Here is a 17,205-nt window from a genome sequence, read left to right on the forward strand (position 1 = left end):
AGCCCGGGCACTGCGCTCAGCGCCCGGACCAGCGCGGCGGGCGCTTCTCGATGAACGCGCGCGGTCCTTCCAGGTAATCCTCGCTGGCCGCGACGATGGCCATGCCGGCGATGCTGCGCTGGCGCAGCGCCGTCTCGTCGAGGTCGCGGGACGCACGGGCGACGCGCAAGCTCTCGCGCACGGCCACCGGCGCATTCGCTGCGATCTGGGACGCCAGCTGCAGCGCCTCGTCGAGCACCCGCGCCGGTTCGACGAGCCGGTTGACGAGGCCGAAGCGGTGCGCGCGTTCGGCGTCGATCGGCAGCGCCGTGGCGATCATCTCGAGGGCGATGTTGGCGGGCAGCGCCCGTGGCAGGCGGTAGAGGCCGCCTGCGGCGGCGATCAGCCCGCGCAGCACCTCCGGCAAGCCGAAGGAGGCACGCGGGGACGCGACGACCATGTCGCAGGCCAGGACCAGTTCGCAGCCGCCGGCGAGCGCCTTGCCGTCGACCGCGACGATCCAGGGCTTGTCGCGCTTCGCGAACACCAGGCCCGCGAAGCCGCCGCGTTCGGTGCGCAGGCTGGCACGCCTGCCGGCCGATATTTCCTTGAGGTCGGCGCCGGCGCAGAACACCTCGGGGTGCGAACTGGCGAGCACCACGGCACGGATGCTCGGGTCGCCTTCCGTCGCATCGACGATGGCCTCCAGCGCCGCCGCGACCGCGCCGTTGACGGCATTGCGCGCCTCGGGCCGATTCAGTGTGACGACGGCCGTGTGGCCGTCGCGTACTTCGAAGCGCACCACGGCATCGCGCGCGCGGAGATCCGACCTGGCGGTGCTCACTGGACTAGCCTCCCACCGGTCCCGGCTGCAGCACGACCTTCGACACATCGCGCGCGCGCGAATGCTCGAATCCGTCGAGCGCGTGCTCCAGCCCCAGCACCATCGACACGAAGGGGCGTACCGCCTCGGGTGTCTCGTACAGGCGCCGCGCCATGACGTCCCACCCGCTGCGTCTCGACGCGTGTGCGCCGCGGATCTGTTGACGATTGCGCACCAGCGCGGTGAGGTCGATCGCCGCGGGTTGCGCATGAATGCCCGCGGTGACCAGCACGCCGTCCTTGCGCAGCACGGCCAGACCCTGGTTGATGCTCGAGGGATGGCCCGTCGCCTCGAAGACGACATCGGCCTGCCGGCCGCCCGTCGCAGCGAGGAAGCTGGCACTCAGGTCCGCCGTCTCCGCCAGATCGATGGTGTGCGTGGCGCCGATCTGCCGCGCGGTTGCGAGGCGGACGCGGTCGTTCAGACCGACCACCACCACGGTGGTTGCGCCACGCCATGCGGCGGCACGCGCGATCGCCTGGCCGATGGTGCCGGGGCCCAACACCAGGACGATGTCGCCGGAAGTCACGGCGCCCACGTCGGCTGCGTTGTCGCCGACGCACAGCGGTTCCATCAAGGCGGCGAGCACCGGGTCGGTGCCTTCGCGTAGCGGGACGCAGGCGAGCGCCGAGACCCGCACGAAGCGGGCGAAGGCGCCATCGCTGGTCAGGCCGATGGTGCGGCGGAAGTTGCACCGCTGCGGGAAGCCGGCTGCGCAGGTCGTGCACTTCATGCAGCCGATCGTGGGGATCGCCGAGACGAGATCGCCCTCGGCCAAGCCCGAGACCTCGGGCCCGACGGCCGCGATGCGGCCGGAGAACTCGTGGCCCATCGTCACGGGCAGGCGGCTGCGCATGAACTCGTAGCTGCCGGTCCAGTCGTACACATGCACGTCCGAGCCGCAGATGCCGGCGGCGGCCACCTCGATCAGGACTTCGCCGCTGCCGGGGCGTCCGGGTTCCGGCACCTCGTCGAGCGACAGCCCCGGTGCGGGCGCGGTCTTTCGCAGCGCCAGCATCAGGTCACCTCGTACCAGCTCACCGGCGGGAAGGCGTTCTCATCGGTCACCACGTCGATCAGGGTCATCGTGTCCGCCGACAGCGCGGCGTCGAGTGCCGGCCCGAGCTCGGCGGCCTTCTCGACGCGTACGCCGCGCGCACCCACGGCCCGGGCGATCGCCGCGTGATCGACAGGCACGAAGTCGCAGGCGTCCGTGAAGGCTCCGAACTTCACGTTTTCGGCATGCTTCTGGTAGCCCAGGATCCCGTTGTTCAGCACCACCAGCACGACGCGCAGCTTCATGCGCACGGCCGTCTCGAGTTCGGCCCAGGCATGGGCGAAGCCGCCGTCGCCCACCACGCAGAAGATGGGCGCATCGGGCTTCGCGACGCGTGCGCCGAGCGACATCGGAAGGCCCCAGCCGAGACCGGCCAGGCCCCGCGGCGTGATGAAGCGCATGCCGGCGCGGCGCGAGTGCATGTAGTTGGCCACCCAGATCGACGAATAGCTCGCGTCCGCCACGACAATGCTCTCGGGTGTCAGTCGCTTGTCGATCTCGCTCATGATGCGCTCGGGGCGCATCGGCGACGCGCTGCTCTCGACCAAGGCCGCGACCTCGTCGCGATGCCTGTCGTGGCCCTTGCGGATCGCCGCTTCCACCGCGGCGCGGCGACTGCGGCGCTTGGAGAGGTCGCCGCGCTCCAGGCGATCGGACAGGGCGGCGAGCGTCAGGCGCGCATCGCCGATCAGTCGCATCGCCTCGTAGTTGCGACCCACCTCCATCGGCTCCACATCGATGTGGATGAAGCGCGCGTTCTTCGGATACAGCTTCCACGAATCGGTGCCGTTCTGGTTCGTGCGGTTGCCCACCAGCAGCACGACGTCGGCATCGGTGACGAGCGGCTTCAGGTAACGCGCGCCGCCGTTGGGGCCGGTGAAGTAGCTCGCGACACCGATCGACAGCGCATGGCCCTCGTCGACGCCGCCCTTGCCCATCACGGTGGTTGCCACCGGCAGGCTGGCGCTCTCCTGCAGTCGCGCGAGTTCGGCTGCCGCGCCCGAGAGATGGACGCCACCGCCGGCAATCACCACCGGGTTCTCGGCCTGCGCCAGCAGCGCGGCAGCCGCATCGAGGCTGTCGCTGTCGGGCAGGGCGCGGTCAAGGGGATAGCGGCCGAGCGACGCGCTGCGCGCCGTCGCCGCCGGCGCCGGTTCCAGCAGCAGGTCGGCGGGCAGCAGGAGCACGGCTGGCCCCGGACGGCCACTCGTCGCGGCCGTGAAGGCCATGTCGAGGTAGTCGTCGATGCGGCTCGCTTCCGTGACCCGTCGCACCCATTTCGCGCAGGGCCGGAACATCGCCTCGTGGTCGATCTCCTGGAAGGCGTTGCGGTCGGTCTGGTCGCGGTTCACGTCCTGCACGAGGGCGATCAGAGGGATCGATACCTTCAGCGCCTCGAGCAGGGGCGCCACCAGCAGCGCGGCGGCGGGACCGTTCTGCGCGGTGACGACGCCGACCTGTCCGCTCAGCCGCGCATAGGCGTCGGCCATGTAGCCGCCGGTGTTCTCCTGGCGGTAGGCGATCTGGCGGATGCCGTGGTTCCTGCCCGCCAGGTGGACCATCGAAGGCAGGCTCTGCCCGAACAGGCAATTGACACCGTGCCGCTTCAGGCCGGCGGCGATGCGGTGTGCCACGGTGTCGGTGTAGTCGAGGCCGCGCGACTGCGTCGCGCGCTGGGTGGTGGGGTCGATGGCGAGTTGGTTCATGTCTTGTCTCCAGCGTCTTTAGCGGGGCGACCGGCCCGCGAAGAGAGCGCGGTCGGGCGGAGGGATCGGTCGACAAGCGCGCCGAGGATGGCGCTGCCTGTCGTTCAAGTGGGTCCAATAATTCTATAAACTATAGAATATGTCAACCAAAAAATAGGCGCGGCACGCCCTGAAGGACCGTCCCCTGTGCTTCAATCCCCACCATTCCAACCCGATACACGAAGAATGACCCTGGCCGGCAGCGACATCCTTTCCGAAGCCTCCGAACGTATTTCCCATTCGAGCCTCTCGAGCAAGGTCTATGAGTTCATGCGCAGCGCGCTGGCGAACGGCGAACTCCTGCCCGGCCAGAAGTTGAGCGCACGCACGCTGATCGATCGCCTCGGCGTCAGCCAGACGCCGGTGCGCGAGGCGATGCTCCAACTGGTGGCCGAACGCGCGCTGGCGATGAATCGCAACAAGTCGGTCACGGTGCCGATCCTGACGCCCGAGACGTACATCGAATTGCGTGACATCCGGGTGGCGCTGGAGGGCCTGGCGTGCCGCTGTGCGGTGGATCACGTCACCGAGCCTGACCTCAAGGCGATCGAGAAACTGCATCGCCAGATGATGGTGGCCAAGCGCGGCGGCGACTACCGCACGACGCTGCGTTTGAACCGCGAGGTGCACCTGCGCATCTACGCGCTGAGCCAGCGCTCCGAACTGCTGGCGCTGATCGAATCGCTGTGGGTGCGCACCGGCCCCTATCTGAACCTCATCTACAAGGGCACGGACCAGAAGGTCCCCGTGTCGCATGAGCATGAACGCCTGTTCGCAGCACTGCGCGCACGAGATCCGGACGAGGCAGCCGCAGCGATCGCGCGCGACATCGTGAAGGGCGGCGCGCCGATCGTCGAGGCGCTCCAGGCGCAGGCGCGCAAGGGCTGAGTCCGGCGCTGTCGCCGCCCGGTCACGGCCGGCGCGTGTTTCGCGCTCACGATGAGGCGCCCGCCATGGTGATGACCACCTTGCCCTTGGCCGCGCGGCTCGCGATCGCCTTCATTGCGTCGGCTGCCTGCTCCAGTGGATAGCGCGCGCAGATGTGCGGCCGTACCTTGCCCTGCTGGAACCAGGCGAGAAGTTCGTCCATGTTCTGCGCGTTGCGCGCGGGTTCGTTGCGCGCAAAGGCGCCCCAGAAGACGCCGACGATGGCACAGCCCTTGAGCAGCGGCAGGTTCAGAGGGATCGACGGGATGTCGCCTGCAGCGAACCCAACCACCAGGAAGCGTCCGTTCCAGGCCGTGCTGCGCAGTACCGCTTCGCTGTACGCGCCGCCTACCGGGTCGTACACGACATCGACGCCGCGCCCTTGCGTGATCTGCTTGAGCCGCTCGCGCAGGTCGTCGCGCTCGTACTGGATGAGTTCGTCGGCGCCGTGTTCCGCGCACACGGCGAGTTTCTCGTCGGACGACGCGGCCGCGATCACGCGTGCGCCCATTGCCTTGGCGATCTCGATCGCAGCCAGCCCGACGCCGCCGGCTGCGCCCAGCACCAGCACGGTCTCGCCGGGTCTGAGTTGCGCGCGGTCCTTCAGCGCGTGGTGCGAGGTGCCGTAGGTCAGCACGAAGGCGGAGGCCGTTGCGAAATCCATGTCTGGCGGTATCGGCAACACGCGCCAGGCTTCCGCGATCGCCTCCTCGGCGTAGCCGCCCCAGCCCAGTGGTGCGAGCACGCGGTCGCCCACGTGCAGACCGGTGACTTCCGTACCCACGGCACGGATCACGCCGGCGACTTCGCCACCGGGCGAGAAGGGCATGTCCGGCTTGAACTGGTACTTGCCCTGGATGATGAGGGTGTCCGGGAAATTCACGCCTGCGGCACGCACCGCGATGACGACCTGCTTTGGGCCGGGCACGAGGCTCGGCAAGTCCTCCAGCGTCAGGCTCTCGGGGGGACCGTACTGGCGGCAAAGGATGGCTTTCATGCGGTCTGGGTGGGTTCGTTGCGTGCCAGGTCGGCGATGCCTACGACGCGGGACTCGCGCAGCGCGGCAAGCTCGGCGTCGTCGATGCCCAGCACCTCGCGCAACACTTCGGCGGTGTGCTCGCCCAGCTGAGGCGGCGCGCGCCGATAGGCCACCGGCGTCTCGGAGAACTTCAGCGGGTTGGCCAGGATGGGTGTCACGCCCTTGACCGGGTGGACGACCTCCTGGCGCAGACCACGGTGGCGCACCTGCTCGTCGTCGAACACCTGCTGCATGTCGTTCAGCGGTCCGCAGGGCACGCCTGCATCGGTCAGGCGTGCCCGGCATTCCGCGACGGGCAGCTTGGCCAGCGCGGCGGCCAGGACCGGCACGAGGGCCGCTCGATGGGCGACGCGGGACGCATTGCTCGCATAGCGCTCGTCGCTCGCGAGTGCGTCCAGCCCGAGCACTCTGCAAAGTTGCGAAAACTGCTTGGCGTTGTTGACGGCGATGACGATCTGTCCGTCGGCGCAGTCGAAGGCCTGATAGGGGCAACTCATCAGCGAGGCAATGCCCACGCGCCGGGGCAGCTGGCCCGCGATCAGGTAGTTGGTCGGCACCAGCGTCATCGCCGCGATCTGCGCGTCGAGGAGGGCCAGGTCGATGTGCTGTCCACGGCCTTCGGGGGCGTTGCGGTGGTGCAGCGCCGCGAGGATGCCGATCGTCGCGTAGAGGCCGGCGGTCGCGTCCGAGATGGGGTAGCCCACGCGCTGCGGTCCACCGCCCGGTTCGTCCTCCGGCCCGCCGGTGGCGCTCATGAGGCCGCTCATCGCTTGGAAGATGAGGTCGTAGCCGGGCTGCAGGCGATACGGTCCGGTCTGACCGAAGCCGGTGATCGAGCAATAGACCAGGCGGGGATTGATCGCCGCGAGCGATTCGTAGTCCAGCCCGTAGCGCTTCAGGTCGCCCGTCTTGAAGTTCTCCACGAGGATGTCGGATTCGCACGCGAGGCGGCGTGCAATCGCCTGGCCGCCTGGCGACGCGAGGTCGAGTTCGATCGAGCGCTTGCCCCGGTTCACGGCGCTGAAGCCCGAGGTGTCTTCGATGTTGCTGCCCGGGCGCTGCGCTGGGCGCGTCCCCTGCGTGCGCGCCTCGTCGCCCACGTCGGGCCGCTCGACCTTGATCACGTCGGCCCCAAGGTCAGCGAGCATCTGCGTCACCGAGGGCCCCGCAAGCACGCGGCTCAGGTCGAGCACGCGCACGCCGGCCAGTGCGCCCGGCGCCGTGCCTTGCGCTGCCATCACTGGCCCTTGCCCGTGGTCAGGCCGGCTTCCTTGAGCGCCTTGCCCATGCTCAGGTAGCCCTCGTCGATCATCCGGGCGTAGTCGGGCCCGGTCATCGTCACCGCGTCGATGCCCATGCGGCCGAAGCCATCGAGCACTTCCTTGTCTTTCATGGCGGCAAGCATCGCGGCCTGCAGGCGGTCGACGATCGGCTGCGGCGTTCCCTTGGGCACGGCCAGGCCCATCCAGGACTCGATCTCCACGTCGTAGCCGCTCTCCTTGACCGTGGGCATGTCCGGCCGGTCCGCCCAGCGCGCGGGACTCACCGAAGCCAGCAGGCGCAACTTGCCCGACTGCACGTGCGGCACGATCTCCGAGGGCGTCTGGATGATCGCGTCGACCTGGCCTGCGACGAGAGAAAGGACGGTCTCGCCGCCGGACTTGTAGAGCACCTGGTCGAAGCGCGCGCCGGTCTTGCGCCCGAGCTCGAACATGGCGATGTTGTTCGGTGCACCTGGCGCGCCGAAGAAGAGCGGCTTCACCTTGGCCGCTTCCACCAGGTCCTTGACCGTCTTGTAGGGCGAGTCGGCGCGCACCGCGAGCCCGTACTGAAAGCGGCCGAACGCGCCAGCGAAGATGAAGTCCTTCGCGGTGTAGCTCACCGGCAGCATGTGCGGGACGATCGCCATCGGCGCGAAGGTGAGCACGCCGACGTTGTAGCCGTCGGGCTCCATGCGGGCGAGCTGCGTCGGGTTCATCGTTGCCTGCGCACCCGCCTTGTTGATCACCACGATCGGTTGCCTGAGTTCCTTCTCCATCGCCTTGGCGAGCAGGCGCGCGGACACATCGCCCACGCCGCCCGCGCCGTAACCCACGTTCAGCTTGATCTCCCTTTCCGGATAGCCGGCGGCGCTCGATGCCAGCGGTGCGAGAGCTGCAGAGGTCAGCGCCGTTGCGGCGAGCATGCTCAGGATCGTCTTCATGGATTTGTCTCCTTGTCGTTGAGGCCGGGGCGGCGTTACTTGCGGGCGGAGGGCAGGGCAGGGTGTCGTCAGATCATGAACGCGCCACCGTTGACGTCGAGAGTGACGCCGTTGATGAACCCCGCCTCGCGGCTCGCCAAGAAGGCGGCGGCGGCCCCGATGTCGTCGGGCGTTCCAAGACGGCCGACCGGTATCCGTTCAAGATAGGCTGCATTCACCGCAGCACCAGCCTCGGCCGCCATCGGCGTTTCGATGCGGCCGGGAGCGATGGCATTGGCCGTGATTCCGTCTTTGCCGCCTTCGGTGGCGAGCACGCGCGTGAGGCCCATCATCCCGGCCTTCGACGCCGCGTAGTGCGCACCGGCGATGTCGGTGCGGGTGCGCCCGGCCTGCGAGGCAATATTGACAATGCGGCCGAAGCTCAGTGCCTTCATGTGAGGCAGGCATGCCTTCGAACACAGGAAGGCACCGGTGAGGTTGATGTCGAGCACCCGCCGCCATTCGGCCTCGTCCATGTCCGCGATGAGTGCCTTCACACCCTTGTGCTTGGGCGAGATGCCGGCATTGTTGACCAGGATGCTCACTGGGCCGAAGCGCCGGTCGGTCTCGTCGGCAAGACGGGCAGCATCTGCGGGATTCGCCACGTCACAGGCGATCGCAAGCACGCGTTGAGGCACTCCCAACGTCGTCGCGCCATCGTTCAAGACCCCGGCCTGCGTGTCGGCCAACACCACCCGAGCGCCTTCAGCCAGGAAGCGCGCGGCAATCGCCAGCCCAATGCCTCGCCCCGCCCCCGTCACCACCACCACGCTGTCTTCGAACCGGCTCATAGGTCTCCTTATCTGTATTGTATAGTTTATAAACTTAAGGATGCCAAGACGTCAACCAGGTTATTGGCGATGCAACTGTCAGGAACGCGCGTGCATCTTGGAGGGATCCCGTCAATCGACGGTTGCGGCCTCGTGGACTGGTTGGTCACGCGGCAGGGCAACGGGGCGGGGTTCCGCGTCTACGTCGCAGATGCCCTTGCAGTTTCCTCACATGGCGCCGGGATCTGGATCTCTTCGCATCGGGCGACTTGACGCCCGAGCCTGGACCTTGTGGTCCAGCTACTGGGGATGCGGAACACCCTGCGTCGCAACCCGCTCGGCCCGCGACTACCGCGCAATCCTGCGGACGGGCGCTGTGGCGGCGCGCTTGACGACTGATTTCGCCGCGGCTGCCGGCTTGGCCATGCCCGTCGAAGTCCGTGTGGCGCGCTTGGCGGGTTTCCTGGGGGCACCACTCAACGCATCAAGGAGGTGCCGTTTGGCAACCTCGTACGAGACCGTCTTTTCACGCATGGAGACCTCGACGTGGTAGGTACTTGCGCTGGTCCGTCACGGTTGCGTCAACCGCTCCGACGGGAGTCTCGATCGCACGCTTTCGCGACGCCGCGATGCAGGGCGAAGGCTTGGACCAAGATCCTCATCCTAGGGGCCTTGCTGCAAACGCGGAAGCCCGTCCGCAAATCACGCGAATGCCTCAGGGGCATCGACGGGCGCAGGCGCGTCCAAGGTCGAATTGCTGCTGTGCGCTCTAGAACTATTCAAGCGCACCTCGACGTCGCCGGCCCCCGAAGGCTGGCTTCCGCTGCGATGTCGGCTGGGCCCCGCTGGCCCCGCACCGAGGGGGTACGCTAAAGCCGCGCTGACGAGAAGCTGTGAACCTGATCGCCGCCGAAATGCTCGGGCCGGGCGAAGGCCTGCAGTTGGCGCATCAGCCGCACGAGTTGCGCTGCTTCGGGCGCTGCGGCTTTCAGTGGCGCGAGCGCGGGGTCGTGATTCATCTTCCAGGACGGCAAGTCATTCCAGCAGCTTGCGATGAACGCGACGAGGTTGCGACCGCGCAGCACCCCCATCGAGCGCTTCAGCGACCCATCCATCTTCGACTGGCAGTGCAGCGCGAGCAATGCGGTCTCGGCCAGCGCCTTCGGGCCGCCTTCGACCAGGATCTGTCGACCGGCTTCGCGCAGTGCCTCGGGCGCACGGTGGTTTCCCTCCCATGCCGAAGCTGCAAGCAGCAAAAGATCGTGGATGTGAACGGGCATCCGGTCGTCCATCTTGTCGGTCTCCTTGGAGCCAGTTGAAATTCCTGCGTGAATTGTCTGGTGCGTTGCAGAAGCCTCCAACGAATTCGTCGCACCGGCGCATCATGTTTTTGCGTAACAGTGCAAGTTTCTAAGGCGTCGCAGCCAAGATGAATGCTTTGGCTCTAGTCGTTGTGCCGCGGCGCAACCGTCGGGGCCATGAACTTGCCGCCGCCTCGAAGATTGCCGGCGCTGCGAAGGTGCCTGTTTGGTAGGCATCGCGCTCAGACGCACTGCTGGAGCCGATCCCCCGTGTTCCGCATGCAGTTGTCCACAGGTCTGTCCACGGTCCGCGTGGAGAAGTTCGCCAGCCGCCGCAAGTCGCAAACGGCAAGGTGCGCGCGAGGGGAGCTTTGTTGGAAAGTGGTCGTGGGCGTTGGCGTGGCCCACGTTTGCACCAGCCAGCCACCATTGACTCGCTCGGCAGACCAAAGCTGGTTTGCCTTTTTCCCGCGGCCGAAAGGAAAAAGGGGCTCGTGGCCCCTTTTTCTTTGCGCTTGCCCGATTCTCAGGGGGTGATTGTCGGGATCCCGAGCTGAGTGAACACTGCGTTGGTGGCCGGAAGGTTCAAGCGCGTCGAGTAGGTCGTCCGCATCTTGGACTTGTAGCCATGGAAGACCTGGCCGCCGTTTTCCACAAAGATGCGTTCGTAGTCAAGCTGCGAGGCAACGGCGGGAGGATTCGCGATGGTGAGTACCCTGGAATCGCCCAGTGTCTGGATCGAGTACGTACCTGTGCCGATCTGGACGCAGTTGCGCTCTGACCTGTTGACGTGCTGCTGCTGGCACGAGTAGTAGTTGATCGCGTTGCCTCCCGAGAAAGCAAACCGGACGTAGGTGTTCCCCGTCATGAAGGTCGTCGGATCGGCCAGGACCGGCGCCGTTCCCAGGAGGCCAACGCTCAAGGTGCTGTTGCCCCACCATTCGCTGGGGTTGGGGCTGGCAATGCCGTTTCCGATGAAGTGCGTGCCAAAGATGCACGGCGTCCCCTTGTACTTGGCAATCATGCCCTCCAGGGTCGTGACAGGAAGCGTTGGCGAAGCGTTCGCCTCTGGGCTGCTGCAGGCCGTTCCCGGATTTCCGCGCGTATCGGCGCCAGCGGCGATCGCGTCGTTGTAGCTGCGGAGTGGCGACGTCACATCGAACGCAAACGCGGTTTGCGAAACTGTCGTGCTTTGAGAAAGAAGCTTCGATCCTGCGGGGAAGATCGCCGCGCCATAGTTGGCCGTCCCGCCACCGGTGTACCCTGCAGGAGGTGTTCCCCAGCTCGAATAGTTTGGCAAGCTCGCCTGAATCACGGCGACGATGTCGGCGATCTTCTTGCTGGAGACGTCGACTTCCGAGCGCGTTGACGAGCTGAGCTCCAGGCCGTCGCAGTAGTTGTTGGCAGCAACGTTCCCGTTGGATTGACGCTTCGACTGGACGTTCTGCTGCCCAAGCTCGCAGGTGACCCATGCGCTGCCATTCCAGTGGCGGTCGCCGCGACGCGCGTACGAGCCGCCCGTAGCCCACTCGACGAAACTGCCGTTCGTCATCGCTCTCGAATAGCCGCGGTAACGGGTGTTTCCGTTGGCGTCTGCAGTGTTCTCCGCCGCAGAAGCCATGAACACACGGTAGTACCAGTTACTCGCGTCCCCGAAATTCAGGAACGCCAAGGTGGCGCCGCCGACGCCTGTGGCATTGTCGACGGGCGTGCGCGCCGCGGCGACGACCAGCGGCAGTGATGCGGCGGTCAGGCCGCTCGCCGCATTGACCTCGGAAGCGCGAGCCGTGACCTCGGTCTTGCACGCATCAGCGCCCAGCGTTGCGCACGCCGCCTGCACCTCGGGGCTTTTTGCGACCTCCACCATGACAGGGAAGGTCTCCACCGCCTTCGCGAGAATCATCCTGTCGATGTCGGCTTGGGTGATCGCTGCCCCAGAAAGGTCTGTGCTGCCGGCGGCAGGGCTCAGCGTGCTCGTGTACTGCTGCACCGAGACGACAAAGAGTCTCGCCGCGCTGGCCGCCACTTTGCCATCGGCGCTCGAGTTGGCGGTGAAGTCGCTCAGCATCGAAACGTTCAAGCCGGCCTGCGCCTGCGCAGCGGCAGCAGCGTCGGCCGTGGTCATGCCGTTTTCCTTGACCATGTGCTGGACGATGGTCGTCAGCGGGCTGACCACGCCAGTGCTGTCCTTCGGTGCCGTCAGTTTGAAGGCGACCGGCACGGGGCCGGTGTCGGCGTCGACCGCATCGGTGCCGACCAATGCCACGACCGGGGCCTTGCCGACGCTGTCGTTCGGAACCTCGAGCGTAGCGACTCCTGATGCGTTGGTCTTGGCGGTCGGCTCGCCGGAATCCAGCGCGCCGTTTTCGTTCAGGTCGAGGAAGACGGACGCGTTGGAGATCGCGCCGTCCACCACCTTCACATCCACCTTGGAACTGGTCGCCGCGGGCGGTGGCGTCGTGCCCCCCCCGAAAAAGCCACCCCCTCCAGAGCCACCGCCGCATGCGGCCACGAGGATCGCGCACGCAATCGAAATCGAAGAAAGCGCAACAGTTTTCATCGAACACTCCGTTGTAATCGTTACTGACTGGAACCCGCGACCACCGTACGGAAGGCCGGATTGGTTCGCGTCAGTGGAATGGTCGTTGCGTGATGAGGTCTTTTGTGTTACTTCGCCTGCGGCTTACAGGAATGTGAAGCTGCGGAAGGGCCCGATCAGGATCCACCACGTCGCGCACAGGGCCCCAGCCTCGTGCAGGCTCGGTGCCTCGCGACCACTTTCCGGTGAAGCCGGATGCATGAGGTTGACAGTTGGAACTGGAGGTCGTTCGTGCAGGCGTCGTCGCTTGGCAGTTCGGCAACGTCGGCGAGGAGGGGAGAGATCCGCGGTCCTGTGTCGATGACGCCCGACAACACTTCCAGGCGAGTTCCGAGCAGAACATCACGATGATCGTCGGCGACAGGGAAAGGGCTGGGTGAGGACTCCCCCATGCTCATCAACAGTCGTAGCATCCACAGGTGAGTTCCACCGAAACAATCCCATTCGTCTACGCGCCAGCGGACTTCGAAGTCAACGACGCGCGAATCTTGCGCGCCGTGCGCACGAGCGGCGTTGAAGGAACGGCGGTGTTCGCGCGAACCGCCGACGGCTGGACCCGGGTGGTGGTCACGATCACCGGGGAGGCTGAGCCGATGCGCATCGCGCGCGCAGGCCTGCCGTTGGAAGCGCAGGATAAGGGCGGCGATCGTCAAAAGACGATCAATCCCCGCCCGAAGAAGTGAGGGTGCGGCTGATAATCGGGCGGCGGGCTTCGAGCCAGCCCCGGCGTGGCGCACTGGCGTCGGCCGTCGCGCGATGGCGAGTTGTTCCGACGGACGCGGCCGATGGGACTCGGCCTCGGCGGCCTACTTGTTCTGCAGCGGGCCGGCCGCGTCTCAGCGATCCGTCAAGCCACGCAGACTCCACCGCTCAGCAAGAGCCTTGCAGAACTCAAGCCGGACACCGCTGTGGCGAACGAAGTCAGACCGGAAGGGCAGCTTCGAAAGAATCAGTGCGCCGAAGGCGGCCGACGGCAAGGGCATCGGTTCCAGCTGCTGGCTCGCAAGCTGTGCCCTGACCTCAGGCGATGCGAGCGACCTCCGGCGCCGTGACGAGGAGCGCGCGCAACCTCCCTGCGCGGATCAGCGGAAGCGCCGCAACCAAGGGTGTCACAGTCATCTCTTCCGCTGGCGGTTTGCCGCACGGCCTTCGTGGGCCATCATCAGGTTCTGCTTCAGGCGCAGTCGCGTGATTCGTTCAATCAGGTCGAAGGGGACCGGTTCGTCAAGCGGAAACCTGAGGTTGCCCTTCTCACCGGCGTAGGGCAGGACAGCCTTCTCCAGGCGCGTGTCCCCCTTCACCGGAGGGTAGAAGCCGATGTGCCTCTTGAAGGCAGCGAAATACACAAGGACGCCGTTGAGCTTGAACGCCGGTATCCGGTAGCTGATGACTTCCTGCGCATCGGGCGCAACGCCTCGCACTGTCTGCCGGACCTTCTGCAGAGTCGCTTGCACCTCCGGCGGAAAACCCGAGATGTACTCGTCGATGGTGGCGGGCACTGCCTTCCGGATCGACATGTCGCCCTGATTCGCACGGTCATTCGCCATGGTTGATCTGCCATCAAAATCCCATTCTCAACGCTCTGGCGGGGCGACAGACCGAGATCAGACGGATACCCAAGGGGCGTCGGCAGGACCCAGGCTTTTCCCTCGCCGCCTGCACGGCCGCGGCAGGCGGGTTCGGCGCGCGAAGGGTGGGTGGGCAAGCAGCGCGGTTTCAGCGGTTCAGGATTGACGTTCGGACTCAAAGCAATAACATCCATCTCTCAGCGGTGTCAGTCGAGGATCAAAGATGCTCCAGCCATCCACCATCGCCACCGTCAAGGCCACCGCGCCGGTTCTTGCCGAGCACGGCTACGCCATCATCGAGCGCTTCTACCAGCGCTTGTTCCAAGCCCATCCGCAACTCAAGAACATCTTCAACATGCGGCACCAGGAACGAGGCGAGCAGCAGCGGGCGCTCGCCGCGGCGGTGCTGGCCTATGCCACCCATATCGACAACCTGTCGCTGCTGGGCCCAGCGGTCGAGCGGATCACCCACAAGCACGCGAGTCTGAACGTGCAGCCGGCGCAGTACGCGGTGGTGGGCGAGCACCTGCTGGCCGCGATCAAGGAGGTTCTCGGCGACGCGGCCACCGGCGACATCGTCGCCGCCTGGGCCGAGGCGTACCAAGCCCTGGCCGACATCATGATCGCCGCCGAGGCGGCCCTCTACGACGAAGCGCAGCGCCGCCCCGGTGGCTGGCGCGGCTGGCGCAACTTCGCGGTGCGGCACAAGCGGGTGGAGAGCGAGGTCATCACCTCCTTCTTTCTCGAACCCGAAGACGGGCTGCCAATCGCCGACTTCAAGCCCGGTCAGTACATCAGCATCGTTGTCAACGTTCCGCGCCTGGGCCTGCAGCAGGTGCGCCAGTACAGCCTGTCGGATGCGCCGAACGGCAGGAACTACCGGATCTCGGTCAAGCGCGAGAGCGAGGGCGAGCCCGAAACCGCCGGATATGTATCCAACCTCCTGCACGAGCATGTCAACCGGGGCGACGTGGTACGCATCACCCCGCCGTTCGGTCCGTTCCATGTCGACATGGAGGCCACCACGCCGGTGGTGCTGATCAGTGGAGGGGTCGGCCTGACCCCGTTGGTCAGCATGCTCAAGGCAGTCCTGAAGAACACTGACCGGGAGGTTGTGTTCGTGCACGGCGCGCGCAACGGCGCAGTCCACGCGATGAAGGACCGCCTGAAAGCGTCCGCCGACACGAACCGGCGGCTGACCAGCATCGTGTTCTACGACGCGCCGCTGCCCAGCGACGTCCTCGGCTACGACTACGACCAGGAGGGACTGGTCGACCTGCGGCGCATCGCGGCGTCCGCGGTCAAGGCCGATGCGGACTACTACATCTGCGGCCCGATGCCTTTCATGCGCGCTCAGGTGGAAGCGCTCAAGGCGCTGGGTGTTCCGGACGCTCGCGTGCATTACGAGGTGTTCGGCACCGACGTGTTCGAGGAGTAGGGGGTGTCGCACGCCTTGTCGGTTTCGGCAGGCAGTTGACCTACCATTCGCCTCATGTCTGCTTCCAAGGTCCCGGCCGCGCGGCCCGAACGGCCAGCGCGCTGATGCGTCTCGATGCTCGCGTTGCGAAGTTGGTCTGGCGTGGGCTGGCGCTGGTGTTTGTCGCGCTCGGCGTGGTCGGGGTTTTCCTTCCTCTCCTGCCGACCGTTCCCTTTTTGATCGCCGCAGCCTGGGCGGGCGGGCGCGGCTGGCCTGCACTGGAACACTGGCTTCTTGCACACCCCCGCTATGGCAAGCACATCCGGCAATGGCGGCGAGGGGGCGCAGTACCACGCCGTGCCAAGTGGGCCGCGAGCGGGATGATGGTCTTCAGCGCGGCCGTTGTGCTCCTTGCCGATGTGCCGATCGTGTTCAAGATCACAGCACCGCTTGTCATGGGCGCGATCGCGCTCTGGCTGTGGATGCGGCCCGAGCCCTGAACGCTCCAAGGCTCCGATTCAGCGAGCCTTGACTTCGAAGCGGCGCACTGCGTCCTCGTTCCACGCGATGCCCGTGCCCGGTCGCTCTGGTGCGATCGCCGTGCCGTTCTCGAAGGTCAAGGGCTGCGCCAGCACGGGGCTCGCGAGGTCCATGCGCTCGAGCAGGTGGCTGGTCGGCGTGACGGCCAGCAGGTGGACGCTGACCTCCTGGAAGATGTGGCTCGACATCGGCAGGCCCCGCGCCTGGGCGAGCGCCGCGGCACGCAGCCATCCGGTCACACCGCCGATCTTCATCGCATCGGGCATGACCAGGTCGCAGGCTCCGGCCTCGAGCGCCTTGGCCATCTCGCCCGGCCCGCACCAGTTCTCGCCCATTTGGATCGGCAGGCGCACCTTCTCGCGGATGCGCGCGTGGCCCGCGTAGTCTTCCTGCAGCGTGGGCTCCTCGACCCAGGAGATTCCTTCGCCTTCGAGCGCATGAATGCGGCGCACCGCTTCCGGCACGCTCAGGCCCTGGTTGTAGTCGACCAGCAGGTGCGTGTCAGCGCCGATCGACTGGCGCAGTGCCCGCACCACGCGCAGGTCCTCGGCCAGCGTCGCGTAGCCGACCTTGGTCTTGATGGCGCCGAAGCCTTGCGCCACTGCGCGCTTGGCACGCTCGACGCCGAGCTCGACGCCGTCCATGCCGTGGCTGTCGTAAGCGGGGATCGGCCGCCGGCTGCCGCCCAGCAGTTCCACCAGGGGCAGCTTGCGCGCCACTGCGAGCGCATCCCAGGCCGCCATGTCGATGCCGGCGCAGGCCATCTGCGCGATGCCGGTGCGCCCGAGCAGCCGCAGGCGCTGGGCCAGCAGCCGGTCGAGCTCGAAGGGCGCCAGCGGCTGACCCTTCAAGCCCTCGCCGAGCGACATCACCATCTGCCGGGTGGCCTCCAGCGCCGCCGGCGTGTAGGTGAAGAGGATGGCGCGGCCGACGCTGCCATCGTTCGCTTGCAGGTCGATCAGGACCAGGGGCGAGGTCGCGATCACGCCGACGCTGGTGCGCACCGGGTGTTCGAGTGGCACGTTGACCGATCGTGCCTGCACCTCGCTGATCAGGATCTCCGGGTTGACTTCATTTTTCATGCTGTCTCCTTCAGAGGTCGAGGGACGTGGCGTGGTGCGCTCGTCGCGCAGCAACT

15 protein-coding genes are annotated in these 17,205 nt (G+C 66.6%); 4 read left to right on the forward strand and 11 right to left on the reverse strand.

The features are described from left to right. Positions 1–16: 16 nt before the first annotated feature. From QTI24_RS24355 to QTI24_RS24365, 3 genes are read right to left on the reverse strand one after another with little or no spacing between them, the layout of a single operon-like run. Positions 17–823: an enoyl-CoA hydratase-related protein gene (locus QTI24_RS24355; RefSeq protein ID WP_286603930.1), complete on the reverse strand. Its 807-nt coding sequence runs from the start codon at positions 821–823 to the stop codon at positions 17–19. A 4-nt stretch (positions 824–827) separates the two neighbouring features. After that, entirely contained in the window at positions 828–1,880 is a 1,053-nt protein-coding gene (locus tag QTI24_RS24360; RefSeq protein ID WP_286603931.1) for a zinc-dependent alcohol dehydrogenase, read from the reverse strand. Then, positions 1,880–3,625 (reverse strand): acetolactate synthase catalytic subunit, encoded by a 1,746-nt coding sequence (locus tag QTI24_RS24365; protein ID WP_286603932.1) that lies wholly within the window; start codon positions 3,623–3,625, stop codon positions 1,880–1,882. Before QTI24_RS24365 ends, QTI24_RS24360 begins: the two co-directional genes overlap by 1 nt. A gap of 225 nt (positions 3,626–3,850) precedes the next feature. On the opposite strand from QTI24_RS24365, the gene QTI24_RS24370 reads away from it, so the two are divergent. After that, the gene (locus QTI24_RS24370; protein ID WP_286603933.1) at positions 3,851–4,552 is read left to right on the forward strand and encodes a GntR family transcriptional regulator; all 702 of its coding nucleotides are present in this window, start codon (positions 3,851–3,853) and stop codon (positions 4,550–4,552) included. Positions 4,553–4,598: 46 nt separating this feature from the next. Here the strand turns inward: QTI24_RS24370 and QTI24_RS24375 are convergent, their stop codons facing one another. The 6 genes from QTI24_RS24375 to QTI24_RS24400 form a co-directional block, all read right to left on the reverse strand. Further along, on the reverse strand, positions 4,599–5,588 hold the full coding sequence (locus QTI24_RS24375; protein ID WP_286603934.1) for an NADPH:quinone oxidoreductase family protein: 990 nt from the start codon (positions 5,586–5,588) through the stop codon (positions 4,599–4,601). Further along, positions 5,585–6,868: a CaiB/BaiF CoA transferase family protein gene (locus QTI24_RS24380; RefSeq protein WP_286603936.1), complete on the reverse strand. Its 1,284-nt coding sequence runs from the start codon at positions 6,866–6,868 to the stop codon at positions 5,585–5,587. Before QTI24_RS24380 ends, QTI24_RS24375 begins: the two co-directional genes overlap by 4 nt. After that, positions 6,868–7,833, reverse strand: coding sequence for a tripartite tricarboxylate transporter substrate binding protein (locus QTI24_RS24385; RefSeq protein ID WP_286603937.1), 966 nt, complete (start codon positions 7,831–7,833; stop codon positions 6,868–6,870). Before QTI24_RS24385 ends, QTI24_RS24380 begins: the two co-directional genes overlap by 1 nt. A 68-nt stretch (positions 7,834–7,901) precedes the next feature. Beyond that, positions 7,902–8,663 carry an SDR family NAD(P)-dependent oxidoreductase gene (locus QTI24_RS24390; protein ID WP_286603938.1) on the reverse strand — a complete coding sequence of 254 codons (762 nt, stop codon included), beginning with the start codon at positions 8,661–8,663 and terminating at the stop codon, positions 7,902–7,904. Positions 8,664–9,511: 848 nt separating this feature from the next. Continuing rightward, positions 9,512–9,934, reverse strand: coding sequence for a hypothetical protein (locus QTI24_RS24395; RefSeq protein ID WP_286603939.1), 423 nt, complete (start codon positions 9,932–9,934; stop codon positions 9,512–9,514). 535 nt (positions 9,935–10,469) lie between these two features. After that, positions 10,470–12,164: a hypothetical protein gene (locus QTI24_RS24400; protein ID WP_286603940.1), complete on the reverse strand. Its 1,695-nt coding sequence runs from the start codon at positions 12,162–12,164 to the stop codon at positions 10,470–10,472. A 797-nt stretch (positions 12,165–12,961) separates the two neighbouring features. Here QTI24_RS24400 and QTI24_RS24405 point away from each other — a divergent pair. Further along, positions 12,962–13,225, forward strand: a complete 264-nt coding sequence (locus QTI24_RS24405; RefSeq protein ID WP_286603941.1) for a hypothetical protein — start codon at positions 12,962–12,964, stop codon at positions 13,223–13,225. A 432-nt stretch (positions 13,226–13,657) separates the two neighbouring features. Here QTI24_RS24405 and QTI24_RS24410 read toward each other — a convergent pair whose 3' ends face one another. Further along, positions 13,658–14,089 (reverse strand): iron chaperone, encoded by a 432-nt coding sequence (locus QTI24_RS24410; RefSeq protein ID WP_286603942.1) that lies wholly within the window; start codon positions 14,087–14,089, stop codon positions 13,658–13,660. Between the two features lie 244 nt (positions 14,090–14,333). Here QTI24_RS24410 and hmpA point away from each other — a divergent pair, with 244 nt between their 5' ends. Continuing rightward, positions 14,334–15,548, forward strand: a complete 1,215-nt coding sequence (hmpA, locus tag QTI24_RS24415) for an NO-inducible flavohemoprotein (RefSeq protein ID WP_286603943.1) — start codon at positions 14,334–14,336, stop codon at positions 15,546–15,548. 104 nt (positions 15,549–15,652) lie between these two features. Beyond that, entirely contained in the window at positions 15,653–16,027 is a 375-nt protein-coding gene (locus tag QTI24_RS24420) for a YbaN family protein (protein ID WP_286603944.1), read from the forward strand. Between the two features lie 18 nt (positions 16,028–16,045). Here the strand turns inward: QTI24_RS24420 and QTI24_RS24425 are convergent, their stop codons facing one another. Continuing rightward, on the reverse strand, positions 16,046–17,149 hold the full coding sequence (locus QTI24_RS24425) for an enolase C-terminal domain-like protein (RefSeq protein ID WP_286603945.1): 1,104 nt from the start codon (positions 17,147–17,149) through the stop codon (positions 16,046–16,048). Positions 17,150–17,205: the final 56 nt, after the last annotated feature.

The sequence above is a fragment of the Variovorax sp. J22P240 genome, assembly GCF_030316855.1.
GTDB lineage: Bacteria > Pseudomonadota > Gammaproteobacteria > Burkholderiales > Burkholderiaceae_C > Variovorax.

What these genes read in the sequence shown, in the direction of transcription:
- QTI24_RS24360 (WP_286603931.1), bottom strand. Translation starts at nt 1,880, where the DNA reads ATGCTGGCGCTGCGAAAGACCGCGCCCGCACCGGGGCTGTCGCTCGAC.
- QTI24_RS24365 (WP_286603932.1), bottom strand. Translation starts at nt 3,625, where the DNA reads ATGAACCAACTCGCCATCGACCCCACCACCCAGCGCGCGACGCAGTCG.
- QTI24_RS24370 (WP_286603933.1), top strand. Translation starts at nt 3,851, where the DNA reads ATGACCCTGGCCGGCAGCGACATCCTTTCCGAAGCCTCCGAACGTATT.
- QTI24_RS24375 (WP_286603934.1), bottom strand. Translation starts at nt 5,588, where the DNA reads ATGAAAGCCATCCTTTGCCGCCAGTACGGTCCCCCCGAGAGCCTGACG.
- QTI24_RS24380 (WP_286603936.1), bottom strand. Translation starts at nt 6,868, where the DNA reads ATGGCAGCGCAAGGCACGGCGCCGGGCGCACTGGCCGGCGTGCGCGTG.
- QTI24_RS24385 (WP_286603937.1), bottom strand. Translation starts at nt 7,833, where the DNA reads ATGAAGACGATCCTGAGCATGCTCGCCGCAACGGCGCTGACCTCTGCA.
- QTI24_RS24390 (WP_286603938.1), bottom strand. Translation starts at nt 8,663, where the DNA reads ATGAGCCGGTTCGAAGACAGCGTGGTGGTGGTGACGGGGGCGGGGCGA.
- QTI24_RS24395 (WP_286603939.1), bottom strand. Translation starts at nt 9,934, where the DNA reads ATGGACGACCGGATGCCCGTTCACATCCACGATCTTTTGCTGCTTGCA.
- QTI24_RS24410 (WP_286603942.1), bottom strand. Translation starts at nt 14,089, where the DNA reads ATGGCGAATGACCGTGCGAATCAGGGCGACATGTCGATCCGGAAGGCA.
- hmpA (WP_286603943.1), top strand. Translation starts at nt 14,334, where the DNA reads ATGCTCCAGCCATCCACCATCGCCACCGTCAAGGCCACCGCGCCGGTT.
- QTI24_RS24420 (WP_286603944.1), top strand. Translation starts at nt 15,653, where the DNA reads ATGCGTCTCGATGCTCGCGTTGCGAAGTTGGTCTGGCGTGGGCTGGCG.
- QTI24_RS24425 (WP_286603945.1), bottom strand. Translation starts at nt 17,149, where the DNA reads ATGAAAAATGAAGTCAACCCGGAGATCCTGATCAGCGAGGTGCAGGCA.